Origin of the sequence: Streptomyces longhuiensis (assembly GCF_020616555.1) — a bacterium.
GTDB lineage: Bacteria > Actinomycetota > Actinomycetes > Streptomycetales > Streptomycetaceae > Streptomyces > Streptomyces longhuiensis.
In genome coordinates this window covers 324,394-348,863 of sequence record NZ_CP085173.1, presented here as the reverse complement: position 1 = coordinate 348,863, position 24,470 = coordinate 324,394, and the positions used below count along the sequence as shown (strand labels likewise).

19 protein-coding genes are annotated in these 24,470 nt (G+C 69.0%); 10 read left to right on the top strand and 9 right to left on the bottom strand.

Annotated features, from left to right (window positions below):
• Positions 1 to 114: 114 nt before the first annotated feature.
• Entirely contained in the window at positions 115 to 1,206 is a 1,092-nt protein-coding gene (locus LGI35_RS01750; protein WP_227291811.1) for a beta propeller repeat protein, read from the bottom strand.
• A gap of 481 nt (positions 1,207 to 1,687) precedes the next feature.
• Between LGI35_RS01750 and LGI35_RS01745 the strand changes: the two genes are divergently transcribed.
• Together LGI35_RS01745 and LGI35_RS01740 are read left to right on the top strand one after the other, a co-directional pair.
• Entirely contained in the window at positions 1,688 to 2,179 is a 492-nt protein-coding gene (locus LGI35_RS01745) for a hypothetical protein (protein WP_227291810.1), read from the top strand.
• A gap of 205 nt (positions 2,180 to 2,384) precedes the next feature.
• Positions 2,385 to 2,708, top strand: a complete 324-nt coding sequence (locus tag LGI35_RS01740; protein WP_227291809.1) for a creatininase family protein — start codon at positions 2,385 to 2,387, stop codon at positions 2,706 to 2,708.
• 80 nt (positions 2,709 to 2,788) lie between these two features.
• Here the strand turns inward: LGI35_RS01740 and LGI35_RS01735 are convergent, their stop codons facing one another.
• The 6 genes from LGI35_RS01735 to LGI35_RS01710 form a co-directional block, all read right to left on the bottom strand.
• Positions 2,789 to 5,131, bottom strand: a complete 2,343-nt coding sequence (locus tag LGI35_RS01735) for an arylsulfatase (protein ID WP_227291808.1) — start codon at positions 5,129 to 5,131, stop codon at positions 2,789 to 2,791.
• Between the two features lie 49 nt (positions 5,132 to 5,180).
• Positions 5,181 to 6,509 (bottom strand): MFS transporter, encoded by a 1,329-nt coding sequence (locus LGI35_RS01730; RefSeq protein ID WP_227291807.1) that lies wholly within the window; start codon positions 6,507 to 6,509, stop codon positions 5,181 to 5,183.
• Between the two features lie 164 nt (positions 6,510 to 6,673).
• On the bottom strand, positions 6,674 to 7,735 hold the full coding sequence (locus LGI35_RS01725) for a zinc-binding dehydrogenase (protein ID WP_227291806.1): 1,062 nt from the start codon (positions 7,733 to 7,735) through the stop codon (positions 6,674 to 6,676).
• Between the two features lie 42 nt (positions 7,736 to 7,777).
• Positions 7,778 to 9,205 (bottom strand): aldehyde dehydrogenase family protein, encoded by a 1,428-nt coding sequence (locus LGI35_RS01720; RefSeq protein WP_227291805.1) that lies wholly within the window; start codon positions 9,203 to 9,205, stop codon positions 7,778 to 7,780.
• A gap of 69 nt (positions 9,206 to 9,274) precedes the next feature.
• The gene (locus tag LGI35_RS01715; RefSeq protein ID WP_227291804.1) at positions 9,275 to 10,618 is read right to left on the bottom strand and encodes an MFS transporter; all 1,344 of its coding nucleotides are present in this window, start codon (positions 10,616 to 10,618) and stop codon (positions 9,275 to 9,277) included.
• Between the two features lie 77 nt (positions 10,619 to 10,695).
• The gene (locus LGI35_RS01710; protein ID WP_227291803.1) at positions 10,696 to 11,904 is read right to left on the bottom strand and encodes a CaiB/BaiF CoA transferase family protein; all 1,209 of its coding nucleotides are present in this window, start codon (positions 11,902 to 11,904) and stop codon (positions 10,696 to 10,698) included.
• Positions 11,905 to 12,026: 122 nt separating this feature from the next.
• On the opposite strand from LGI35_RS01710, the gene LGI35_RS01705 reads away from it, so the two are divergent.
• The 7 genes from LGI35_RS01705 (at position 12,027) to LGI35_RS01670 (ending at position 21,429) form a co-directional block, all read left to right on the top strand.
• A complete protein-coding gene (locus tag LGI35_RS01705; RefSeq protein ID WP_227291802.1) occupies positions 12,027 to 12,659 on the top strand; it encodes a TetR/AcrR family transcriptional regulator in 633 nt (210 codons plus the stop codon).
• 802 nt (positions 12,660 to 13,461) lie between these two features.
• The gene (locus tag LGI35_RS01700) at positions 13,462 to 14,652 is read left to right on the top strand and encodes a UDP-N-acetylglucosamine--N-acetylmuramyl-(pentapeptide) pyrophosphoryl-undecaprenol N-acetylglucosamine transferase (RefSeq protein WP_227291801.1); all 1,191 of its coding nucleotides are present in this window, start codon (positions 13,462 to 13,464) and stop codon (positions 14,650 to 14,652) included.
• A gap of 302 nt (positions 14,653 to 14,954) precedes the next feature.
• On the top strand, positions 14,955 to 15,098 hold the full coding sequence (locus LGI35_RS01690; protein ID WP_227291800.1) for a hypothetical protein: 144 nt from the start codon (positions 14,955 to 14,957) through the stop codon (positions 15,096 to 15,098).
• A 532-nt stretch (positions 15,099 to 15,630) separates the two neighbouring features.
• Positions 15,631 to 16,827, top strand: a complete 1,197-nt coding sequence (locus tag LGI35_RS01685) for an FG-GAP repeat domain-containing protein (RefSeq protein ID WP_227291799.1) — start codon at positions 15,631 to 15,633, stop codon at positions 16,825 to 16,827.
• Positions 16,828 to 17,488: 661 nt separating this feature from the next.
• Positions 17,489 to 19,813 carry a SpoIIE family protein phosphatase gene (locus LGI35_RS01680; protein ID WP_227300173.1) on the top strand — a complete coding sequence of 775 codons (2,325 nt, stop codon included), beginning with the start codon at positions 17,489 to 17,491 and terminating at the stop codon, positions 19,811 to 19,813.
• A 328-nt stretch (positions 19,814 to 20,141) separates the two neighbouring features.
• Entirely contained in the window at positions 20,142 to 20,681 is a 540-nt protein-coding gene (locus LGI35_RS01675) for a GNAT family N-acetyltransferase (RefSeq protein WP_227291798.1), read from the top strand.
• A gap of 274 nt (positions 20,682 to 20,955) precedes the next feature.
• Positions 20,956 to 21,429 carry a TrmO family methyltransferase domain-containing protein gene (locus LGI35_RS01670; protein WP_227291797.1) on the top strand — a complete coding sequence of 158 codons (474 nt, stop codon included), beginning with the start codon at positions 20,956 to 20,958 and terminating at the stop codon, positions 21,427 to 21,429.
• Positions 21,430 to 21,738: 309 nt separating this feature from the next.
• Here LGI35_RS01670 and LGI35_RS01665 read toward each other — a convergent pair whose 3' ends face one another.
• Positions 21,739 to 22,635: a class I SAM-dependent methyltransferase gene (locus LGI35_RS01665; RefSeq protein ID WP_227300172.1), complete on the bottom strand. Its 897-nt coding sequence runs from the start codon at positions 22,633 to 22,635 to the stop codon at positions 21,739 to 21,741.
• 844 nt (positions 22,636 to 23,479) lie between these two features.
• Here LGI35_RS01665 and LGI35_RS01660 point away from each other — a divergent pair.
• Positions 23,480 to 23,617 carry a hypothetical protein gene (locus LGI35_RS01660; RefSeq protein WP_227291796.1) on the top strand — a complete coding sequence of 46 codons (138 nt, stop codon included), beginning with the start codon at positions 23,480 to 23,482 and terminating at the stop codon, positions 23,615 to 23,617.
• 273 nt (positions 23,618 to 23,890) lie between these two features.
• On the opposite strand, the gene LGI35_RS01655 is transcribed toward LGI35_RS01660, so the two are convergent.
• Positions 23,891 to 24,454: a flavoprotein gene (locus LGI35_RS01655; protein WP_227291795.1), complete on the bottom strand. Its 564-nt coding sequence runs from the start codon at positions 24,452 to 24,454 to the stop codon at positions 23,891 to 23,893.
• Between the last annotated feature and the right edge of the window lie 16 nt (positions 24,455 to 24,470).

The window sequence follows — 24,470 nt, the reverse complement described above, 5'->3', positions numbered from 1 at the left end:
GCCGACGGCATCGCGCGGGTCAAGAAGCCCCTGCCGGGCCGTTCGTGGCGGGTCGCGTCCAGGGAAGTGCTGTACGGGTTCCCGCCGAGTCGGGTGGTGACCAGCCGTGGATCGTCAGCGGCGCATCCAGATCTTGCCACTGGTGTCCTCGTCATAGCCTTCGCAGCAGACGCCCACGGCAACGACGTGGGACGTGCCGGGGATGACAGCAAGGCCGGTGATTGAGTGGTCGGAGGCGACATGCTCGCTCGACCAGTGCCGGCCGTCGTAGTGGAAGACCAGATCGTCTCCCTTCGCGGAGAATGCGGAGACAAAGACCCCGCCATGCCCGTCGGCGGCAGCATTGACGAACTTCCCGGCGACGCCGGAGCCGACCACACTCACCCACTTGTGCCCGTCCCAGCGCACCGCGACAGGCCCGACGGCATCCCCCGTTCGACCCGTGCGGCCGACCGCCCAGAGCTGCGTCGGCGACTGTGCGGCGAGACCGCGCAACTCTCCGGCCGGCCCCGCGACCGCGGGCGGCAGCGGCACCGTGCGCCACCTCCGCCCGTCCCAGTGCAGAGTTACCGGTCGGCCCCGGCCCTCGCCCACAGCCCAGACATCCCGAGGCGACACGGCATGCATGGCATGCACGCACACCACCGACGGCAGGGCGACGGCCGACCAGCCCGCAGCCGTATGGTGCCGGAGGAACGAACGACACACGCCGTCACCGCCCCGCCGCCGAGCCGCCACCCACACGTCGCCGGGCCCCGCGACGGTTGCCGCATCCACCAAGGAGTTGGGCTCACGCCAGGTGGGTGTCCACCGGCTGCCGTTCCACCGCGCCGCTCGGGACTCCTGGCCACCGGCCGGCCCTGCGGCACCGAAGACCCACATGTCACCCGGCCCCGAGGCTGCAACGACGCGCAGGCTTTTCAGGCCCAGCTGCCCGGGTACCTCGACACGCGTCCACGTCCTGCCGCGCCACCGCATGACGACTGGCTCGTCGTTCTCGTCTCCCACAGCCCATGCGTCTTGCGCGCCGGTAGCCACCACGCCGTACAGGTTCCCGGGGTTGCCGGTGTGGCCCACCGGCCGCCACAGCGCGGAGCCGGCCACCCCGCTCTGACGCGCCGTCGGACGCGTGTCCTTGTCCGTCGTACAACCACCGACCGTCATCACCAGGACTGCGCTGAAGACAGCAATCACAAAGCGGCGCACCGGCCGCACCCCCTCTTCGCCCCACCTGAAGCGGGATCGTACGAGAGCTGACGGCTTTCGTCAGCCAGAGCGCCCCCAGTCTTTTGCGGACTGCCTCCAGCGCGTGCGTGTGGTGAAGGGGCGCGACGCACGCTGCGGTGCCCACATTTTTCTGAGACAGGACACTCGTGGACAGCGGTGTGCCGCTCTCCACCGGCAGTGCCACGGATAGATCGATGGCTTTGCCGTCGATGCGTACGATGCCCCACGCGGACAAGGCCCGAGGCATCCGCCTCCTTGGGCACGTAGCTATGCGGCAGATGTTCCGGCACGGGCATCCCTGACCCCTTCATCCACCACTGCAAGATCACGGCCGGGCCTGCGCGTTGCTTGGCGGGAGGAGAAGGCCGCCGCGTGCGACCCCCGATTGAAGCCGGGGATCTCGAAGGGGCTGTGATGCTGGCGATGGACGAACTCGGCGGATGTGTACCAGAGTTGGAGCATGGGAACGGGAGCCGTGGCCTTGGTCGGTCTTGCAGGGGCCGTCGTCGGAGCGGTTGTTACAGGGATGCTCGGTCCGCTTGTGCTGGAGAGGCGCAGAGCCAGGAACGAGTCTGCGCGCGTCCAGATCGAGTCCATCAGGGACGTGCGCGCCGGGAGCCTGATGTGGCTGGGCCATCTTGAAGCCACCGTCGCGTCGCTGGAGCAAGGCCGGCCTGTCGACGCGGACCGGTTCGGGGAAGAGTCCAACGAGCACTTCAAGGAGCTCATGAGGGCCAAGTTCTCCAATGTCCTACTCGATGGGACAGGCCTGCTGGAGAGTCTCAGGCTTGCCGACAGGCGGGTGGCGCGCGACGTGGCCATGCAGAGCCCTGGCCGCTCGGTGAGCAGCGCTACCCGCCGTGCTTTGCAAGAGGCATTCGAGGTGCGGGCAGCCGTGGAACCGACGTTGACACGCAGGATGCGCGTGTTGTTCACCGGTCTGGGAGGCTGATGCGCGGTGCGGGCTGCCTGCTTCACGAGCGGGCAGCCCGCCCTGAGCCGTCTGAGCCGTTCCGTTTCGGATCATCGGGCGGACTACATGAAGAGCCTGCGATGCGGAGTCCGGCGAGGTAGATGCTTGCGGTCTCCTCTTGACGCCCTTGCCTGCGTGAACGCAGGCGAACATCGTCCAAGAGGCGAACCTCACCGAGCCGCGGATGACGCTTTTTCCGCAGGGGCGCGAGTGGAACCGGTCTCGCGAGCGCGCGGGCCTCGTGTCTGACGCCCACGGCGACATGCACGCAGGGGAGATCGAGACCTCCATCCTGCTCCACGCGGAACCGAGCCTCGTGCGCGAAGGCTACGAGACCGCGGACCACGATGGTGGAGAGCGCCCGTTCCTCCTGACGCACGGCATGAAGGCGTACACGGAGACCGGTGTCATTGGCTTCCCGTCGTATGCGACGGCCGACAAGGGGAAGGCCGTGCTTGCGAGCCTTGTCGGCGACTTCTCGGAGCATCTCCGGGCGCTGGGGGAGTAGGCGTGCGGATGGCTCGCGCCTGAAGGTCGTCCAGTGCAGCGCGTGCAGGTGCCCCTGCCGGGGCACCTGCACGTCGTGGGTCACTGACGGTGCAGAGCCATGCGCAGCTCGGCGTCCGGGTCGGTGGACGGGCCGTCGCCGCGCCGGATCTCGACTGTCTCGACCCGGCCCGCGAATTCGGCCGGGCCGTCGTACTCCGGCCACACCATGAGGACGTCCCGCCCGATGCGCAGGCCGTCGGCCTGCAATCCGTACGTCACCGCGTTGGTGCGCGGCACGTCCGCCTCCGCGACCGGCCTGCCGTCCACCGAGAGGTGGGCGCTGCCGGCGTGCGGGGCCGTCTGGTCGAACTCCAGCAGGATCTCGTGTGCGCCCGCCGCCAGAGGCGTGGCGGATCGCAGCACGGTGAACTCCTTGCCGAGGGCGTTCGAGACATAGACGACCCGGCTGTCCTGGACGCACAGCAGATAGCCGCCGTCCGGGCCGCCGTCGGCGACGAGCACGCCGCCCGTCGTGGGGTCGGCAACGTCCGCGCGGACCAGGATGGAGTGGGAGGTGTTGCGGACGACGGGAGTGGAGCGCATGTCGAGGTGGACGGGGCCGTCGTAGCGATAGCAGTCGCGGGGTTCGAGGATGTCGGGCTCGTCCATCGAGCGCTCGGCGAGCCGGTCGTCCAGGGGCAGTACCTGGTGGCGGCCGGCCTCCTCCCACCACAGGTCGACCAGTTCCTTCAGTCTCTCGGGCATGTCCTGGGCGCGGTCGTGGACCTCGGCTACGTCGGTGTCCGTGTGGTACAGCTCCCAGACGTCGGCGTCGAAGTCGCCGTCGTTCAGCGGGTGGTCGATCTGACCGAGGCGGGTGTGGATGGCCTTGGACCAGTGCAGGGTCACCGCCTTCCAGCCGTCCTTCCACATGGCCCGGTGCCCGAACATCTCGAAGTACTGGGTGGACCTGGTCGTCGGGGCGTCGGCGTCGTCGAACGAGTACCGCATCGTTGTGCCGTCGAAGGGCAGCTGAGGATGTCCGTCGACGACGTCGGGCATGGCCGTGCCCGCCACGTCGAGGACGGTCGCCGCGAGGTCGGTGGGGCTGTGGAACTGGGTCCGGATCCCGCCCCGGTCGGTGATCGCCCGCGGCCAGTGCACGATCAGCGGCACCCGGGTGCCGCCCTCGTGGCAGAAGGACTTGTAGAGGCGGTTGGGGGTGTTGCCCGCCATCGCCCAGCCGGTCGCGTAGTGCGGGCTGGTCGTGGGGCCGCCCCAGGCGTCGAGGAGCGGCAGCATCTCCTCGACCTTGTCGCGTACGCCGTTGTAGTAACGGTTCTCGGAGGAGATGCCGTCGGGTCCGCCCTCCGCGCTGGCACCGTTGTCGGAGACGACCATGAACAGGGTGTTGTCCAGCTGGCCGAGGGCTTGCAGGCTGTCGACGAGGCGGCCGATCTGGTGGTCGGTGTGGGCGACGAAGGCGGCGAAGACCTCCATCTGGCGGGCGTAGAGGCGGCGTTCGTCGTCGGTCAGCTCCGCCCAGGAACGGACGCCTGGGTTGCGGTCGGGCAGGGAGGTGCCGGGCGGCACGAGCCCCATCTCGATCTGGCGGGCCAGCGTCTCCTCGCGGATCACGTCCCATCCGGCGTCGAAGCGTCCCTCGTAGCGCCGGATCCAGTCGGCCGGCGCGTGGTGCGGCGAGTGCGCGGCGCCGAAGGCCAGATGCAGGAAGAACGGTTTGCTCGGCGTGACCATTTTGCGCTCGCGGATCCAGGAGACGGACTTGTCCACGAGGTCCGAGCTGAGGTGATAGTCGTCGTCTTCCTTGCCGGTGCGGCGCGGCACCCGGTGGTTGTCCTCGTACAGGTTCGGGTTGAAGTGGTCGTCGTCGGCGCCGAGGAACCCGTAGAACCGGTCGAAGCCCTGGCCGAGCGGCCACCGCAGGAACGGACCAGCGGGGGTCGTCTCGGTCGGCGGCGTGAGGTGCCACTTGCCTGCGGAGAGTGTGCTGTAGCCCTGCAGTTGCAGAACGCGGGGAATCATCGCGGCGTTCTTGGGGATTCGGGCGTTGTAGCCCGGGTAGCCCGTCGCGCGCTCCATGATCATGCCGATGCCGACGGAGTGGTGGTTGCGGCCGGTCATCAGTGAGGCCCGGGTCGGTGAACACATCGCCGCGGCATGGAAGTTGCTGTAGCGCAGGCCGTCGGCGGCCAGCACGTCGATCGCCGGGGTCTCGATCCGGCCGCCGAGCCCGCCGAAGCTGCCGAGCTGGGCGAAGCCCACGTCGTCAAGGATGACCATCACCACGTTCGGGGCGTCGGGCCCCGGGGTGGGCAGCACCGGCCAGGCTTCCTGCGAGGCGGCGATGTTCGCCCCGATCGTGCCGATGAAGGGGCTGCCCTCGGGGTAGGTCCGTTTGGCGGCTGGAGTGCTGCGCATGTCTCAGTCCTCAAGGTGTGCGGTTCAAGGGGAGTTCGGCAGGAGAGGGTCACTTCAGGCCGAGGCGCTCGGCGTCGCGTTCGGGGTGCACCCACAGGGCCACGGCGATGCCGCCGAGGATCATGGCCAGGGCGGGCACGAGGAACCCGACGCGGTAGCCGACGCCGGGGTCGTCGAATAGTCCGGTGAGTGCGCCCATGAGTGCCGGGGCGATGACGCCGGCCGATGTCATGACCGCCGTGCCGATGCCGAGGGTCGCGCCGCGCTGCCCGACCGGCGAGATGTCGACGACGATCAGCGCGCTGAAGATGAACACGATGCTGGGCACGCTGAACGCGACAGTGAACAGGGCCAGGTGGAGCGGGCCGCCGCCGGAACCCGGCAGCAGCGCCGCCGCGAGCGCGGCCCCCGCGACGACGAGGATCACTGCGGCCGTTCCGGCCCGCGCGGCCCGGCGGCTCGCACCACGCCGCATCCACCGGTCGGCCAGCACCGGCACGGCGAGTTCCAGGACGACCGCCACCGCGCGCGGCACGGCGAGAAAGGACCCTGCGTGCTGCTCGCTGAACCCGTCGACGTCCTCCAGGTAGGCGGGCAGCCACGTCAGCATCAGCGCGATGGTGGAGTAGGCGGCGAAGCCACCCGCGCACATGCCCACGAACGTTCGGGACAGCAACAGCTTCCGGTAGGGAACGTGTGGTTCGTCGACGACGACATCCTGGCCCTGGCCCACGCCGAACGTCGTCAGCGGGCCTTCCTTGCCGACAGCGGTCCAGACGAGCCCCCAGACCAGGCCGGCGACCGCCAGAGCGGTGAAGGGTGCGCGCCAGCCGTGGTGCACCGTCAGATAGGTCAGCACGGGCGCAATGACGACACCCAGGGCCGCGCCGATGTTGACCACGGCCGTCGGCAGCGCGCGCCTGCTGTCCGGGAACCACTTCTGTACGGAGTGCTGGGCGATGCCCAGGGTCGGGCCCTCGGCTGCGCCGAGCAGCAGGCGGCTGCCCAGCAGCGCCGGCAGGGTGGCGACGAGGACGATCGGCATCATCGCGGCGGACCAGATCACCGCCATGCCGAGGAGCAGCCACTTCGTGCTCATCCGGTTGGCGAGAAACCCGACGGCGACGCTGGAGACACCGAAGAGGAAGAAGAAAGCGCTCGCCACCAGCCCGTACTGGGCCTTGCTGATGTCGAGCTCTCTCATCAGCGGTTTCGCGGCAATGCCCAGGACGACCTTGTCACCGAAGTTGATGACCATGAGCGCGGTCAGCATCGCGGTGATCAGCCAGGCGCGTCCGCGGGGTGGCTCCGCTCCGGGCCGGGTCTGGCGGGGCGGAGCTTCCACAACAACCGGGTCCGTGTCCGGGTGAGGTGTCATGTCGGGGGCCGTCCTCTGGGGCCGGGCACCGGTTGAACGGTGCGGGTCGAGGTCGGACCGCCGCCACCGCGCCTACGGCGATCCGTGCGTGACGAACCGTTGGAGATATAGAGCTGGGCCGGTGGCTGCTCCGCGCTCTCCGTGGGAGCGCGGAGCAGCGGCTTTCACATGGTGGTGAGCGCCCGGCCGAGGATCTTGCCCTGGGCGAGATCGGTCACGGCCTTGTTGATGTCGTCGAGCGGGTAGCGGTCGGTGACGAAGGCGTTGAGGTCGAACTTGCCGGTGTGGTGCCAGTCCAGGAACGTGGCGATGTCGTCCTGGCGGCAGCCGCCTGCGGTGGTGCCGACGAGGGACTTCTGGCCCGTCAGCATGTTGCCGTTGATCTGCTGGGCGATGTTCAGCTCCAGCGGCTTCTTGGGCAGGCCAACGATGACGGCGGTGCCGCCCATGTTCACGCCGAGGCGGCCGGGTCGGGCGGCGTTGATGGCGTTGGTGACGGTGTCGGGCAGGGCGACGCAGTCCACGGCGACGTCGACACCGCCGCCGGTGATCTCGATGATCTGCTGGACGGGATCGCCCTGGCTGCCGTCGATGGTGTGCGTGGCGCCGAACTTCTCGGCGAACTCCAGCTTGTCGGCGCCGAGGTCCACGGCGATGACGTGCTCTGCGCCCCGGATGGAGGCGGCGGCGACGGCCGACAGGCCGACTCCGCCGACGCCGAACACGGCGACGCTGCCGCCGGCCTGGACCGGGGCGACGTTGGTGACGGCGCCGGCGCCGGTCAGCACGGCGCAGCCGACGACGGAGACGACGTCCTGGTGGCTCTTCTCGTCGAGCGGGACGACGTACAGCTCGTCGACAAGGGCGTGCTCGGCCCAGGTGTAGACGTTGGGCGAGTACGCGGTGCCGAGGCCCGGGATGTCGAGCGAGGCGCGGCCCGGGGCGCGGTCGGAGGCCCGCGGCAGCCACGTGACCATGACCGTGGTGCCCTCTTCGACGTGGGTGACCTCGCTGCCGGTGGCCAGGACGGTGCCGTAGCCCTCGTGTCCGAAGAGCATCGGGTCGGGGTGCGGGGCGTGCATCCAGAACAGCTGGCTCTGGCAGACGCCGCTGGCGTGGACCTTGACGAGGACGTCGTGCGGGCCGGGGTCGGGCAGTGTGACCTCACGCAGGTCGAGCGGCTGCCCGGGCTTGTCCTGGACGACGATGCGGGTGGGGGTGGGCATGGTGGTGCTCCTGACTCAGGGGTACGTAAGACGGGCTCGATGTCAGATGCCGGGCCACGGGCTGGGCAGCGGGGCGTCGGCGACGCGCAGCGTGACGCGCTTGGTACGGGTGCAGCCCGCGACCGCGTCCTCGCCGTAGGCGTTGCCGAGGCCGCTGTCCTTGAAGCCGCCGAACGGCAGGGCGGAGTCCATGACGAGCGGGGTGTTGCCGTGCACGACTCCCGCCTCGATCGCCTGGGTCATGCGGATCATGCGGCCCATGTCGCGGGTCCACACGTAGCTGCTCAGGCCCAGCTCACCGGCGTTGGCCAGCTCGACGGCCTCGGCCTCGGTGGTAAAGGTCTGCACGGTGAGGACCGGGCCGAAGACCTCCTCGCACGCGATCTCCATGTCGGGGCGCACCCCGTCGAGCAGGGTGGGCCGGACGTAGAAGCCACGGCCCTCGGGGTCGTGGGCGCCGCCGCCCGCCAGCACGCGCGCGCCGTCGGCCTTGGCCCGCTCCAGCATGGCGAGGACCTTCTCGTACTGACCGCGCGAGACCAGCGGGCCGACCATGGTGCCCTTGGTGGTCGGATCGCCGACAGCGACCCGTTCCATCCGCACACGGACCTCCTCGACGAACTTGTCGGCGATGTCGGCGTGCACGATCAGGCGGCTGGAGGCGGCGCAGATCTGGCCGGCGTTGACGAGGATGCCGAGGACGGCGGCGCGGGCCGCGGAGTCCAGGTCGGCGTCGTCGAACACGACGATGGGTGACTTGCCGCCCATCTCCAGGGTGAGCTTCTTGAAGGTGTCGGCGGCGGCGTGCGCGATGGCCCGGCCGGTGGGCACGGAGCCTGTGAAGGAGACGCCCGCGACGCGCGGGTGCTCGCACAGCGCGGCGCCGGTGGCGCCGTCACCGGTGACGACCTGGAGGACGCCCGCCGGGATGCCCGCCTCCTCGGCCAGCTCGGCGATGCGCACGGCGGACAGCGGAGAGAGCTCGGACGGCTTGACGATGACGGAGTTTCCACAGGCCAGGGCCGGGGTGACGCGGGCCATGAAGGAGTGGGCCGGGGCGTTCCACGGCAGGACGACGACATACACGCCGAGCGGCTCGACGATGCTGTACGACAGTCGGCCGGGGACGTCGGCGAGCTGCTGGCCGAAGAGCTTGTCGGCGCGGCCGGCCCAGTAGCGGGCGTGTCGGGCGCCGCGGTGGGACTCCATCATCGCGTCGGGCAGGTTCTTGCCGGTGCACTGGACATCGAGCTGGGCGATCTCCAGGTGCGCGGCCTCGACCAGCTCGCCCCACTTCCACAGCAGCTGGCTGCGGGCCTCGCCGGGCAGGCCGATCCACGCGCGCTGGGCGGCTGCGGAGGTCTCGACGGCGGCCGCGCACTGCTCGGCGGTGTGGTTGACGACCTCGCCGACGACCTTTTCGGTGGCCGGGTTCACGATCTCGATCACGGACGACTGCTGGCTGGGCATGGAAGAAGAACCTTTCGTGCTGTCCCCGGCCGACGGGGCCGGAAGTCTGCGAGGGCGGGACGGGAGCGGTCAGGCGGCAAGCGGCTGGACGTCGGGCAGTTCGGCCGCCTTCGGGGCGTCGCGCTCCGGATTGACGGTCAGTACGGCCACGAGCCCGCACAGGAGGGTGAGTGCGCCGCCGCACACGAACGCGAGCGTGTAGCCGGAGCTGTCGTCGGACGCGGCGTCGATGAGCACGCCGGTGACGGCGGGGGCGATCAGGCCGGGCAGTGTCTGGATCGCGACCAGCAGGCCAAGCGAGGCGCCGCGCCGGTCCACGGGCGTGACCTCGGAGGTCGTCTCGTACGAGAGCCCGAAGGCACCCGCACCGACGCCGAACCCGACTGCCACAAGGACGAGTTGGCCCGCCTTCGCGTCGACGAACGGAAGGAACGCCAGCGCGACCCCTGCGGCCAGGACGAGCGCGCCCTGCGTGATACCGCGCGAGTGATGGGAGGAGACGCCCCGCCGGAACAGCCGGGCCGTCCACGGGCTGACGGTGAGCGGGACGATGACGGTGAACGCCGCGTAGAGGGCGACCGCCTGGGCGGCCTGAGCCGACGTGTAATCGTACTGGTCCTTCAGGTACGACGGCAGGAACGCGGAGCCGAGGGCGACGGTCCAGTACGCCCCGAACCCGCCGATCGCACCGCCCCACCAGGTAAGACTGCCGAGGAAGCCGCGGTACGAGGACGGTTCGGGGGTATCCCTGGCCGTGGAGGGTTCGGCGGTCTGCGCGTTGCCGTCGGCGTCCACACTGAAAGGGCCCTCACGGCCGATCAGGAGCCAGAGTGTGGCCCACAGCGCACCGGTGGCCGCGAGCGCCCAGAAGGCGGAGCGCCAGCCGTGGTTGTCGATGAGGTGGCTGAGCACAGGGGCGGCGATGAAGACACCCAGGCCTGAGCCGATCACGTACAGGGCACTGGGCAGGGCGCGCCGCGTGGGCGGGAACCACTTGTACAGCGCGTGCACGGCGACACCCGCGGTCGGCCCCTCGCCCGCACCGAGAATGATCCGCGAGGCGAACAGCGTGCCGACCGATGTCGCCAGCAGCAGGGGCAGTTGGGCCAGGGACCACACGATGGCGAGAGTGAGCAGGACCCAGCGGGTGGCCACGCGGTTGGCGATGAATCCGACGATGACGGCCGAGACGCTGAACAGCACGAAGAAGCTGCTGGCCACCAGGCCGTACAGGCTGTGGCTGAGCCCCAGTTCGTCGGAGAGGGGGTGGGCCGCAAGCCCGAGGACGGTCTTGTCACCGAAGTTGATCATCGCCAGGGCGAAGATCATGAACGCCATCAGCCATGCGCGGCGCGGCTGGGGAACCGCGGCCGGATCCGCCACGTCGGGCAGAGCCCCTTGCTGTCGAGTCATGGTCGTCACGCCTGTCTGCGTCGTCGGAGATCGGATTGGGGAACGGGATCGGGATATGTGGATGTGGCGGCGCGGCCTCAGACGACGCCGTCTGCGTGGAGCACGGCCACGGCGTCGGCATCCAGGCCGAGGAACTGCGCGAGCACCTCGCCTGTGTGCTCACCGAGTGCGGCCCCGAGGCTGCGGATGCTGCCCGGCGTCGCGCTCAGGTGCGGCAGCGGTGCCGCCATCAGCAGGTCGCCGTGGTGCTCGTCGTGGACCTCGGCGATGGTGCCGCGCTCGAGGTAGTGGCGGTCGGCGGCGATGTCGGCGACGTTCATGAGCGGCGCCGACGGGATGCCCGCGTCGTTGAGCAGCGTCACCACGTCATCCGCCTCCAGCGTGGCGACCCAGGCGGCGACGATCTCGTACAACTCCTCCTGGTGGGAGAGCCGTTGGTTCCGTTCCGTGAACCGCTCGTCCTCGGCCAGCTCCGGGCGGCCCATCGTGTGGGCGAGGCGGCGGAAGAGCGGATCGGTGCCGGCGTGCACGGACACCCGCCGGCCATCTGCGGTGTCGAAGTCGCTTGCGGGAGCGATGTTGGGGTTGCGGTTACCGAGCCGCTCGCGCACCTGTCCCGTGCCGCTGTAGGCGACCAGCGCGTTTTCACAGGCCCGGAAACCGGCCTCGTACAGCGCGAGGTCGATGATCTGGCCCTCACCGCCGCGCAGATCGCGGTGGTACAGCGCGGTCATGGTCGCGAACGCGGCCATATAGGCGGCCATGTAGTCGATGACGGAGTAGCCCGAGCGCACCGGCGGGCGGTCCGGGTCACCGCTGACGTAGGTCAGTCCCGAGTAGGCGCTGGCGATCCGGTCGAAGGCGCCCCGGTCGCGGAACGGGCCGGTCAGCCCGTAGCCGGTGAGGAAGACGAGCACAGCGCGCGGGTTGAGGGCGGCCAGCGCGTCCGGGCCCAGGCCCCATTTCTCCAGCGTCGGTGGCCGGTAGTTGGTGACCACGACGTCGAAGTGCGGAACAAGGGCGCGGAGCAGTTCCTGCCCGCGCTCGGTGCGCAGGTCGATGGTGACCGACTTCTTGTTGCGTCCTTCCTGCACCCACTGCAGAGACCGCTTGCCGGGTGCGTCCTGTCCGGCGCCGCCGCGGGTGAAGTCGCCACGGCCAGGCTCCTCGACCTTGACCACGTCGGCTCCGAAGTCGCCCAGGAAGGTCGCGGTGACCGGGGCGGCCAGTACGGTCGAGACGTCGAGTACGCGTATTCCAGCAAGGGGTGACTGTGTGTCGGTCATGCATCCACCTAATCAACGGTTCGTTAACAACGGTTCGTTAACAACGGAGCGTTAAGATGGGACGGTACGTCGCCACCACGCGCCCGACAATGGGTTACTGACCAGTAGTTTTTGGGAGTGTCATGCCGGACCAACCAGCTGCAGTACCGACCAAGCGCCGCCGGCGCACGCGCCAGGAGACCGAGGCCGACCTGCTCGACGCAGCCCTTCGGCTCCTCGAGCGCGACGGCACGCTGGCCGGGATCACGTTGCGCGAGGTCGCCAAGGAGGCGGGGGTCAATCACGGACAGATCTATCAGTACTTCGGAGACCGCCAGACCCTGCTGCGCGCAGCCATCGGCCGCCTGCTCGACACCCAAACCCTGGGCGCGCAGAACCACTGGGAAAAGCCCTTCTCCGAGCGCGTCCGCGCCATGCTGCGCTACGCGCTGGACCAGCCTCAGCTCCTGCGCCTCGAAGCGCTCCTGGCCCTCGACGGAGACCCCGAACTGACGCTCTTCCCGGAACTGGAGCACACCAAGGCGGCCCTGGAACGCGACCGGCGCGACGGCCATCTGCCCGAGGACGCCGACGGACTGGTCATGCACGCCATGACCGCGGCCACGTACCTCGGCTACTGCATCTTCCGCGAGGCCCTCGCCCGTGACCTCGGCCTGGACCCGGACGAACTCGACCAACGGGCATCCGCCGTCTACGACCTCATGCTCGACGGCCTCGTGGACGGTCGCCGAAACCCAGGGCCGTCCGCGAGCTGATCCTGGCACTGGCGGCGGCGAGAACGCCCAGCGCGGTCCCCAGCGGCGCCGTCGAGGAGTCCGGGCCCTGCGGTGTCGCCTGGGGAACGCGGCGCGGCCGCCTCCTCCCAGCTTGCGCCAGGAGGGAGCAGCGTGGAGAGAAGGGAGGGGAGGACCGCGCGCAGTTCGTTGGCGGACTCGGGGGGCGTCGGGGACGGTGCGAGCAGCGAGGTGGGCGAGCCCGGCTACACCGTGGCAGAGCCCGGTGTCCACCGTGGCGCGGAGCTGCGCGGGGTCGGTCAGCGAGTCCAGTAGAGCAGTCTCCGCTTGTGCGCGGCATTCAGCGTTGCCGAGGGCGAGCACGGCGAGTTGCTGGGCGCGCCAGGCCTGCGGTGCCATAGCAGCATGACGGGCGCCATGGCGCGGTGGGCGGCGAGTGTGAGCACCGCCAGGACGGAGCCCACCCCGTGGGTCATGCCGCTGTTGCCGTGGCCGCCGGAGAAGCGGTCGCGCGGACACTCTCCTTCAGGCGCAGCATGCGATCTGCGCTCTCCTCCAACTGGTGGCCGACGGTGAACGCTCCGGGCTGGCGCCCGGTGGGGGCGGAGGCTGCGTTGGAGGAATCACGCCGCGGAGCGGACCGTAGAAAGCCTCGAAATTTGCGTCTCGGCCTGCCGAGACGGTCAGCCGGACCGCAGCAAGTACGCGGTGATCGAGTACGTCGGCGAGCCCGCCGGCCGATAGGCTGAAGCCCACGCGACAGAGCTCCGATTCCGTACCCTCGCACCGGCCGACACGGCGTAGCCAGACGGGAAAACACACAGTGAACAGCGCCGATACCGACCGCCTTCCGCAGCGGGCCTTCCGCTTGATCATCACGGGCGGCGGAACGGGCGGTCACACCTACCCCGCCCTGACCGCTGTGCGCACGCTGACGGCCCGGCTCGCAACTCAGGGCCGTGCGCTGGAAGTCCTGTGGGCAGGCAAAGCGGACAGCTTGGAGTCCCGAGTCGCAGCTGCCGAGGGAATCACGTTCGCGTCGGTGGCCACGGGGAAGATCCGCCGCTCGAAGAACCCGCTGAAGATGATCTCGCCCGCGAACGTGGCGGATATGAGTCGGGTCCCGCTCGGTGTCTTGCAAGCCCGCAAGATCATCAGTGGGTTCCGGCCCGATGTTGTGCTGGCAACTGGCGGGTACGTGGCTGTTCCGGTGGGTGTGGCCGCGACCCGGCTGTGCCATGTGCCCCTGGTGGTGCATGAGCAGACCGTGCGTCTGGGCTTGGCCAACAAGACGCTCGCCGGCGCAGCGACCCGCGTAGCCGTCTCTTCGGAGACCACCCTGCCGCTCCTGCCGGAATCGGTGCGAGCATCGGCGGCTGTGACGGGCAACCCGGTCCGGCCGGAGGTGTTCACCGGGCAGGCTGAGAAAGCGGTCGAGGCATTGAAGTGGGACGGCTTCGACCGCCGCCTGCCGACCGTCTACGTCACCGGCGGGGCGCAGGGATCACAGCAGATCAACACGGTGGTGCGCGATGTGCTGCCGTGGCTGCTCGGCCATGCCAACGTGATTCACCAGTGCGGTCCCGACCACGTCGAGGAACTGCGTGAGCACGCCGCGCATCTTGCTGCGCCGAGCGCGGCGCGTTATCACCTCACGGGATACGTCGGCGCTGAACTGCCCGACGTGCTGGCCCTGGCCGATGTGGTGATCTCCCGTAGCGGTGCCGGCACGATTGCCGAGTTGACCGCGCTGGGCAAGGCCGCAGTGTTCATTCCACTCGCCACCTCGGCCGGAAATGAGCAGGTGCACAACGCCGGACACCTGACGGACAACGGGGCCGCGGTCACGCTGGTCGATGATGTGTCCGCGGCCCGGCTTCAGGCTGCGGTGGAGCCGCTGCTGAAGGATTCGACGCAGCGCCAGGCGATGGCCGAGCGGGCCCGGTCGTACGGCCGCCCCGATGCTGCCGAGCGGCTTGTTGACGTCGTCCTGTCCGCGGCCGCCAGCGGCTGACGGCGGCGGACAGGCTGTCGCGCTACGGCAGGCAGCGGGCGGCTCCGGCCTCGAAGATCGCGGCGCAGGCGGCGAAGTCCCTTACGGTGTGCTGGTGTTACGGCCAGCCATGTTCTGTCAGTCCAGTGTCACCGTTCAGGTAGCCGAGGAGGCCCTCCTTCGGACACTCGATGATGTCCTCAGGCAGATCGTGAACACTGAACCACTCCAGAGCCAGGCACTTTCTTGATCACCCGGCTGACGCCGGGGAGCAGACCGTCGACGAACCGGAAGGCGTTGGCACGGCCCTACTGCCTCAGCTGATGCAGACATGCATCCAGCGGGGTTTCCGCATCCTTCAGGGCGAGGTCAAGCGGCTTCCTGGGCGGACGGACCCCGCCGCCCGCGTCCTGATCGAACTCGAGGGAACCGCCGATTCCGCTCAGCTGACCTCGGAGTTGCTCTGAGGGGGTGTGCGCCCATCTCCTCCGGCCATGGGCTCCGACCACAAATGCGGCCGGAAAATCACGGTTCTCCTTCATCCGATCGTACGTAGCCCGGAGGCGGCCACTTTTGCGATCTTGAGGGGGCGCAGCCGACGAGTACGGTGCCGCCTGGTCGCCCCGGTCCAGCGCCCAGCGGCCCCTTGCCCGGCGGGCCGCCGCACGACCGAACCGCCACCTTCACCACCGGCGATCACTCGATCGAGTCGTCGCCGGCGGCACGGGCCGGATCGGTAACGACAAGCACGGCACTTCGCCAATCGAAGGTCGTACTGCCGGAGTGCGTCACCAACTCTCGTTCACCAGGCCCTGAGGAGGGGCCTCGCCCATGTATAGATCACCACGTCGGCACCTCACGCCGGACGGCCGCTCAGTTGCGGCCACACGCGGTCACTCACGCCGAGTTCCGACGCTCATCCTCGCGGTAGCGACCGCCTTGCTGGCCAGCAGCCCGGCCTCAGCGACCGTCGCCAAAACGACCAGGTTCGGCACTGCGGTGAACCTCGACGACAGCGGCCGTGGCAGCTCCGCCGTCGCGATCGGCGATCTCAACAACGACGGGAAGCCGGACCTTGTGACGGCGATCCGCACCGAGGGCCTCGGCGTGTTCCTCGGCTCGGGCGGCGGCAGCTACGGCGCCGTAACGAAGTACGCGGCGCCGCGCACCTCTTGGTCGAACCTCTTTATCAACTCGGCAGTGATCCGCGACGTCAACGGCGACGGCCACAAGGACGTCATCAGCCAGGACGCGCGCGGCAACGTCGCTCTGGTCTGGCTCGGCGACGGCTCCGGCGCTCTCCGTGCCGGAGCGGCCGTGCAACTCAACCCGAGGCCCGGGTGCGACACCACGGGCGACAACCCCTGTGTCGTGCGCTGGCCGAACGACGTCGCCGTCGGCGACTTCGACGAGGACGGCAAGCCGGATCTCGCGACGTCCAACACGAACACGAACAACGTCGCGGTAGTGCTCGGCAACGGCGACGGAACATTCGGCGCGGCGACGCGGTTCGGACTGGGCGGCAGTACCGGCCCGCAGGGCATCGCGGCCGCCGATCTCAACGGCGATGGCCATCGGGATCTCGTCACGTCGAACTCATCGGCCGGCACGCTCTCCGTGCTGCTGGGCGACGGAGACGGGGGCTTCGGCACAGCTTCGAACGTCTCGGCCGGTGTGCCACTACCGTCCAAGCTCAAGCTCGCCGACGTCAACGAGGACGGCAAGCTTGACGCCGTCATCGTGGCGCCCGGCACGCCGGGGCGCGTCGCTGTCCTGCCCGGCGACGGCGCGGGCGGGTTCGGCACCGCGAGTGTCCTGTCGGCGGGGTCGAACCTCACCTCCGCGTCGGTGTCCGACCTGAATGGCGATTGCCACGCCGACCTGGTCGTCTCCAGCTCCGGCTCGCACGAGGTCGTGGTGTTGGAGGGCGACGGCACGGGTGCGTTCGGCAGCCCGCTCGCATTCGGGCTCAACGGCGGTAGCAACCCGTATGCCGCAGCGGTAGCCGACCTCGACGGCGACGGGCGTCCCGATGTCGTCACGGCCAACAGCAACAGCTCGGCGACGTTCGTCAAGGACGCGTCGGTGCTGCTCAACACGACGAAGCGGCCGCGGACGGCAACACACCAGCAGCGGTCCGACGCTCCCGGGCGCGGATGCGATCACGGCCGACGGCTCCTGCGAGACCATCGTTGAGGTGCCGTAGCCGACGAGCCGTTTCCGGCGGCTGCCTCTGAGCCGCTGACGTGCGTCGCGGGCTCGGCGATTGCGATGATGCGATCGCCGAGCCCCTCTCGCCGGCGCACGCACATCGTTGAGCACTGTCCACGGCTACCGGGTGTGGTCCGGGACGCGTATGTGCAGGCTGCTGCGCCGCCGCCGGGGTGTCATCTGTCGTGGTTGTTGCTGAGCGGTATCGGTCGGATCGAGTCGTGGCACGCGCGCGGCGGTGACGTGGGAAGGGCGCGGTTGATGTTGAGGGCGTAGCGCAGGTACTGCTTGGGGCGGGTGCGGAGATTTCCACGCGCGCTGACAAGGAGTGGATCGTTGAGCCCTTTGTGTTCCTTAGCCGGATCCTGTGGGACTTTCTGCCGGCTTCAGGCGGGGTGGGCGCCGGCCGGGCGGTCGACGCCGCCTTGGCCGGCCGCTCAGTGCCCTCGTGCAGCTTTACGTGATCGCATTCACGCTCGTCTTCCCAAGTCACTGCCTGTGCGGCGCAGTGTCGCAGCATCGCATCGTTGGGGCATAACGGCACACTGAGGACAGGCGGCGATCCGGCGCCGGGTACTCCTGGGTCAGTACCTCACTCGCCCGCTGTGAGGGGGATGGCCCCGATGGCGGCGGAGGCGGCTTGGCTGTGGCGGACGATACGCTCATGATCGTCGATGGCTCCGGTGTCGTCATGGAGTGGAGTCACGAGGCCGAGTCCTTGCTGGGCCTGCCGGCGTCCCAGGTGCTGGGCTTGCCGGCGACAGGTCTCTTCACGGTCGGCAGGGGCGATCATGGCGCGGAAGAGGTACGGCTGAGATGCCGGGAAGGTCACACGGCAACGGGTGAGTTGTGGGTGCGGCCGGTACTGAGGGACGGCGCGGTGGCCTGGGAGATCGGGCGGCTGCCGACGCAGCTCACGCGGGGGAGTGCGGGCAGTATCGGTGCCAGTGTTCTCGAGGCTCTGTTCACTCAGTCGCCCATCGGTTTGCACATCCTCGACGCCGAGCTCCGGGTGGTCCGCTTCAACACGGCCGCACGGGGCATGCGCGGTGTGCCGGCGGACAGCATGCTGGGCCGGCCGCTCGCGCAGGCGTATCCCCTCGTGGATCCTGCGGCTGAGGAAGCTGTGGCCCGCCGAGTCCTGGAGGACGGCGTGCCGGTGCTCGACCGCCTGGTAAGCCTTCGCCTTGCTGCCGATCGCGGCGCGGAACGTGTGTTCTCCGTGTCCATCTTCCGGCTCCGGGATCCGCAGGGTGCGGTGCTGGGGCTTGCGGTCTCCGCGGTCGATGTCACCGACCGCGACCGCGCGCACGCACACGCCGCTGTGCTGGCCGGTGTGCGTGAACGTGTCGGCCGGAGTCTCGATGTGGTCGCCACCTGCCAGGAGGCAGCGGACGTTCTGGTGCCCGGGTACGCCGACATCCTCGTAGTCGAGGTGGTGGACGACGTCGTACGGGGTGAGGACCCGCCCATTGGTCCGCTCGGCCGGGATGTGCCCCTGCGGCGTGCCGCTTTCCGCAGCGCTGCCGCGCAGCCCGTGCATCCACTGGGCGATGTACGCACCGCACCCTACGGGACCCCGTTCGGGCAAGCCCTGTCCGATCTGCGTCCCAGGCTCTTGCAACTGAGTGCCGAAAGCGCCTGGTTTGCGGCGGATCCGGCACATGCCGAAGCCATCCCCGCAGCGGGAGCACATTCACTCATCACGGCGCCGCTGACGCTGCGCGGTACGGTGCTGGGCCTGATGAGCCTGTACCGCTGCGGAGAGAGTGAGCCCTACGCGGACGACGACGTCGGCCTCTGCCTCGAACTGGCTGCTCACACCGCCCTGTGCATCGACAACGCCCGCCGCTTCACTCGCGAGCGGACCATCGCCGCCACAACCCAGCGCAGACTCCTGCCCCAGAGCACGGGGCAGTGCACGGCCCTCGATACAGCGTGGCTCCACCTTCCTGCCGACGGGGGCGCGAGTTGGTTCGACACCATCGCCCTGCCCGGCGCCCGCACCGCACTGGTCACCGGCAATACGAGCGGACAAGGCATCTCCGCCGCCACCACGATGGGACAACTGCGCACCGCAATCCACACGCTGGCCGCACTCGACCTGGAACCCGACGAACTCCTCGCCAGGCTGCACGACACCACCGGCCGTCTCGCCGAGGAACGCGCGGCGCTCCCACCAGCGGACCCGCTCCACAAAGAGACGCTCACGGCAAGCTGCCTCTACGGGATCTACGACCCCATCACCCGCACCTGCACCCTGGCCTGTGCAGGTCACCCCGCACCGATCATCGTCCACCCGGATGGCTCGACTCGTGTCTGCGACGTCCCGGCAGGCACCCCGCTGGGCAGTGCCGAAAACCTCCCCAGGGCCACCGCGCACCTCGAACTCGCCCAGGACAGCATCCTTGCCTTCTATACCGCCTCCCTGCTCCCGCAGACGCAGACGGAGCCTGATGTGCTTCTCAGCGCTTTGAGGCGATCCCACCGCCCGCTGCAGTCCCTGTGCGACGACGTCGTCTACGCACTGGGGAGCCAGCGCCCACGAGGCGACGCCGCGCTCCTTTTGGCCCGTGCCTGCGAGATCGCCCCCGACCACGTGGCCACCTGGCAACTCACCCCCGACGCGACAGCCGCCGGCAAAGCCCGGCACCTTGTCCGGCGCCAACTCACCGAATGGAACCAGGATGAGGAAACCGTCTTCACCACAGAACTGATCGCCAGTGAACTGGCCACCAACGCCGTCCGCTACGGGACTCCTCCGCTGCAACTGCGCCTCATCCTGGAGCACACCCTCACCTGCGAGATGGCAGACGCCGGTGACTCCGCACCCCGCCTGCGGCACGCCCGGTCCGTGGACGAAAACGGCCGTGGACTGTTCATCGTCTCCCAACTCGCCCACCGCTGGGGCACTCGCTACAACCAGTACGGCAAGACCATCTGGACCGAACAGCCCCTCTCACCGCAGTGAAGGCCGAGGAATCAGCCTTCCGCTGTCTCGATAACCGGACCGGACTCGTCACCATGGATCTCAGGGCGGGATCTACTCGGGACTGTTCGGCAGCCGGTCGTCGACACGCTGATTCGATGCACGAATCCCGGCAGCACACGTCCAGCACTGCGGGAGGCGGTCCGCCGCCGTGGAAGCCGGCCTTCACGAGGACGGGAGACAACTCGTCCCGGGCAGGCGCGGCTTGCAGGGCCCTGCCCTGCCTGCCGAGGGTGAGGCCAGGGGCAGCGATGGGTTGATCCGTCTGCGAGTCTTGATCGCTGCCGAGCGTGCTGATTGGCTAGCCGGCATGACTGAGCTCGGAGACGTCGCCTGGCCACCTGCCCCGATCAGGACCGAGAGGCTCGTGCTGCGTGAGTCGGAGGCCCGGGACCGTGCGGCGTTCATCGAGCTGCACGCCTCGCCAGAGGTGCACACCTACCTCGGCGGTCCCCGGAAGCGTGACGCGCTTGAGCGTGAGATGCCCGAGACGCCGGGGCGGTGGCCTGGGAGCTTTGTCGTTGATCTCGACGGGGCGATGATCGGGCAGATCCTGCTGCGGAGAGCAACGGAGCATCGTCGCCCGGCTGCCGTTGGGAAAGCCGATCTCGGCTACCTGTTCCTGCCGCGGGCGTGGGGATTGGGGTACGCCGCCGAGGCGTGCGCGGCGGCACTCGCCTGGCTCGACGGCGCGCTTCCGGGCGAGCCGGTGGTGCTCACCACGCAGAGCGCCAACGTCAGCTCGATGCGGCTCGCGGCGAAGCTGGCGTTCACCGAGGTGGAGCGGTTCGAGGCCTGGGGCGCCGAGCAGTGGCTCGGCATGCGGTCCCCGCTCACGCCGTCTGGTTGAGCTCGTGCTCGACCGTGCGGATCCGCAATTCGACAGCGCTACTGGGACGGAGCCCAGCGCTGGTGAAACGCGTGAACATCTCACCAGGCGGAGGCGGCCCAACGCGTCCCGAAGCGCTGTCCGTTCTCGTGGGCGAAGCCACCATGTGGCAACTCCTGTCGCCCTGCCGTAAGCGCGGCATCTCCGCCCGTGTGCTCGACACCCGAGCGGCCGCCTGCCTGGCCCAAGTAGATTGATCACAAGTGTCGTTGAGGCAGGCGCGAAGGGCTGGGGCATGGCTTTGGAGATCAAGCCGATCGGGGAAGTGGTCGCAGGCCGCACGGAGGTCGCTGATGACTACTGGGGCGGCGTCGAGTCGGTGATCCAGCTTGATGAGGCCGAGTTCCCCCTCGACTCCGTACAGGGCCTTGAGGAGTTCTCGCACCTGATTGTGGTGTGGCACTTCGACCAGGCCTCACCCGGTGATGTCGAGTACCACGCCCGAAGCCCGCGCGGGAACACCCAGTGGCCGGCAACGGGCACGTTCGCCCATCGCAACCACCGACGCCCCAACCAGCTGGCACAGAGCTTTCCCCGACTGCTCAAGGTCGATGGACTCAGCTTGAGGGTGACCGATCTGGATGCGGTGGTGGGCACGAAGATCTACGACCTGTCGCCGTACTTCACCGAGATGGGGCCACGCGGGACGGTCCATGAACCGGCCTGGCCTGCCGAGATGCTGGCCGACTACTGGAGGGACAACTCCTGACAGGCCGTGCGAGGGTGTGCGGCTCAGTGCGCGCTGCCACGGCCGCGAACGGGCGCCTGGAGCACGCCGGAAGCTGGCAGTTTGCGAGCCTCACATCCCATCTGCGCAGGCCGAGGAGATTAGCTGTGGGGTTGCGAGGCCGCGCGCCCGTGCTCCCGGCCTCCTGGTCCTGCCCGCTGGCGCGGAGAGCGCTGAGTGCCAGGTCACCTCGATGCCCGCTCTCTCCGCCAGAACCAGCACCGTGGCTACGGTGGCTTCGAACTCCTCGGGCAGGGCGGCCATGACGGCGTGACTCAGGAATGCGCCCCGTCAGTTCTCACGCCTTGGGTCTTCCGCGACTGCCACGCGACCCGACCGCAAGGACGTCCGCCCTCGCGCCGGGCCGCCGAGGGCGTGGGTGAGGCTTTGGAGATCGTTGTCGGACACCACCTGCAGGCCGTGTTCCGCGAGCAGAGCGGCCATCGCCTGTGGCTTCCATAGTGAGCGCCACGGTTCGCCGGAGGTGCTGGCACTGCCGACCAGGCGGGTCAGTAGCCGGCCGACGGCCGCTCGCGCCGAGGGCGTCTGGTAGTTGACGACGAGGACACTGCCCGGGGCGGTCCGGGCTGCGAGCGCGGCCAGCGTGGCACGCACCTCGTCGCGCGTGAGGTAGGGGACGACGCCTTCCCACAGCCATGCCGTCGGCACGGACGGGTCGTGTCCGGCGCCCTCCAGTGCCGCGCCGAGGTCGTCGACGGAGAAGTCAACCGGTGTGAACCGCACGGAACGTGCGGCGACCGGTAGTTCGACCGCGGGCCGCTCGTTCTCCTCCGGCCCCTGCGGCCTTTGCGACGCGGCCTCGGCGAGGCGGGCCCGTTTGTCCTGCTGGGAGGCCGGATGGTCGACCTCCCACACATCGGTCTGTGCCAGCTCGGGCAGACGCCACGCACGCGTGTCCAGGCCGGCTCCGAGGATGACGAGCTGGCGGGGTCGGCAGGCGCGCAGGGCCTCATCGATGGCGACTGTCCGCGGCACCATGACCTCGGCGCCTGCCCGTACGCTCTCGTACCTCGAGCGTGCCGGCCAGCCTTGTGGCGGCACTCCTGCCCGCACGTCGTCCACGGGTGTACGTTCCTCGGCGCGCAGCAGCCGCACCGCCACCGGGTCCGAGAACCGGCCGACAGCTACGCTGCCGTCCGCCGCTGCCCGCCCCTGGCAGACCAGCACTGCCGTCCGACTCGCCGCACGCCCAGTCTCGTTCACGGGTCCGTATTCAACACGACCTGATCGTGCAGTTGAAGAAGGTGCACCGCGGTCGGTGCAACGGTGCGGTCCGTGTCCTGCGACAGTTCCGCGAGTGCGTGGGACGCCCTCGCCCTCCGGGATGCCCGTTAGCGCCTGGGGCAGCCGTTCGCGGGCGCTGGAGTGGTCGGGGGCGGTCGAGGAGTCTGGTCGCGAGCGGGTCCGTGTCTCTCGCCGGCACGCTCAGCGCGGCGGTGTCATTGCGTCCCTCTATGAGTTCCCTCTCCTCAACCAGTTCCAGGTCTCCCGTCCCCGTCGGCGGGGTGCTCTCGGCTCGGGTACGGGGCACGTGTCGTCAGGGAACGGCAGTTCGCGGAAGAGAAGTGGCCTGGGGGGCCTCTTGTTTGGGTGGGCCGTCCGACCGACAGGTGACCTAGCTGTGCGACGAGCGGCCCGTCACCGCGTCGCCCCGAATGAGCTGGTCACAGCCACTCGTTGATGACGAGGCGAGGGCGGGTGTGCTCGCCGGGTCCGCTGAGAATGCCGAGCCCTCCACCTCACTCGACCTTTGCGGCGCGCGTAGGGCAACGATTGACGACAGCCGCAGCGCCTCTGGTGTGGCGCAAAAACGATGACCCCTCTCGGGCACATCACCCCGTGATGACTGTGTCGGGCACTGTAGAACTTGGCGCCGAATCCCGATGGAGAGGAGTCTCCGACGACAAGGCACGAGGACGAACGGGAGAGGGAAGAGGCAGAACTCAGAAAGCGGAGGGAGGACGAGGAACGCAGGAGGCGGCAAGAGCAGGCCAACATCGAGCAAGCCAATATGTTGGCCAACGACGTGTCGACCTACAGCACGTCGTCTAACAACACGTCCAGCTACGACACGTCCAGCTACAGCACGTCGTCGAACGACACGTCGACCTACGACACGTCCAGCTATAACGACCCCGGCAGCTACTGAACCAGCCGCGTTCAATTTCACTCCGTAGTGGGACGTGCCACCCTGTGAAGGTAGTACGCCTAACCTCGCTGATTCATGATGGGCCGCCGACTCCGTCGGCGGCCCATCATGTTGTCACTGGCCGAGGGCTGGTAGACCGAGGACGTGGGTGTCGTGTCAGGCGGATCCCGGGTTCCACTGCTCCGGGTCGCAGCCTCATCCAGCAGGACCAACCCCGCCTGCGAGAGGAGGCTAGTTACACCTTGGGGGCTTCGTAGTGAAGTTGGCTTCTCGTTATGCCTCGTCGACCAGGTGAGCCGCAGCGCTGAGAGCGATATCCCAGGGATACCCGGCCGGCTTGCCGGACCCTGCCGGGTTGGGCTCGAACCCGCCATCGCCGTACAGGACTGTGACGCCCTGCTCGCGCAGTTCGGTGACGCTGCGATGGAGCTGCCGGTGTTGGGCGTACGCGGCGTTCACACACGGCATCGTCACAGTAGGGATGCCTTTGCCGATGCCTTCGGCGACGACGCCGACCACGAACGACGAGGTGATGCCGAGGGCCCACGAGTTGATGCTGTTGAAGGTGGCCGGGGCGAAGAGGATGACGTCGGCTTTGGGCCAGACATCCGGCTGACCAGGCAACTTGTATTCGCTGCGCACCGGGTGCCCGGTCAGCGCGGCCAGGCCATCGAGGCTGTCTCGGCGGGTGCCAGCTTCGTCGAGCCAGCGGGCCGCTGTTAGCGTCAGGCCGAGACACACGTCCCACCCGTCGGCCTGCGCCGTCTCGATGACCTGCGCGATGTCGAACACAGGCGGCGCGGCTGACGCGAACAGGTACAGGGTCCGTGAGGTCATGCCCTCATCTCATCCC

Coding starts and splice junctions, on each gene's coding strand:
- LGI35_RS01675 (WP_227291798.1), top strand. CDS start 20,142: ATGACTGAGCTCGGAGACGTCGCCTGGCCACCTGCCCCGATCAGGACC.
- LGI35_RS01690 (WP_227291800.1), top strand. CDS start 14,955: ATGCAGACATGCATCCAGCGGGGTTTCCGCATCCTTCAGGGCGAGGTC.
- LGI35_RS01670 (WP_227291797.1), top strand. CDS start 20,956: ATGGCTTTGGAGATCAAGCCGATCGGGGAAGTGGTCGCAGGCCGCACG.
- LGI35_RS01715 (WP_227291804.1), bottom strand. CDS start 10,618: ATGACTCGACAGCAAGGGGCTCTGCCCGACGTGGCGGATCCGGCCGCG.
- LGI35_RS01710 (WP_227291803.1), bottom strand. CDS start 11,904: ATGACCGACACACAGTCACCCCTTGCTGGAATACGCGTACTCGACGTC.
- LGI35_RS01745 (WP_227291810.1), top strand. CDS start 1,688: ATGGGAACGGGAGCCGTGGCCTTGGTCGGTCTTGCAGGGGCCGTCGTC.
- LGI35_RS01735 (WP_227291808.1), bottom strand. CDS start 5,131: ATGCGCAGCACTCCAGCCGCCAAACGGACCTACCCCGAGGGCAGCCCC.
- LGI35_RS01705 (WP_227291802.1), top strand. CDS start 12,027: ATGCCGGACCAACCAGCTGCAGTACCGACCAAGCGCCGCCGGCGCACG.
- LGI35_RS01655 (WP_227291795.1), bottom strand. CDS start 24,454: ATGACCTCACGGACCCTGTACCTGTTCGCGTCAGCCGCGCCGCCTGTG.
- LGI35_RS01740 (WP_227291809.1), top strand. CDS start 2,385: ATGACGCTTTTTCCGCAGGGGCGCGAGTGGAACCGGTCTCGCGAGCGC.
- LGI35_RS01725 (WP_227291806.1), bottom strand. CDS start 7,735: ATGCCCACCCCCACCCGCATCGTCGTCCAGGACAAGCCCGGGCAGCCG.
- LGI35_RS01660 (WP_227291796.1), top strand. CDS start 23,480: ATGTTGGCCAACGACGTGTCGACCTACAGCACGTCGTCTAACAACACG.
- LGI35_RS01730 (WP_227291807.1), bottom strand. CDS start 6,509: ATGACACCTCACCCGGACACGGACCCGGTTGTTGTGGAAGCTCCGCCC.
- LGI35_RS01720 (WP_227291805.1), bottom strand. CDS start 9,205: ATGCCCAGCCAGCAGTCGTCCGTGATCGAGATCGTGAACCCGGCCACC.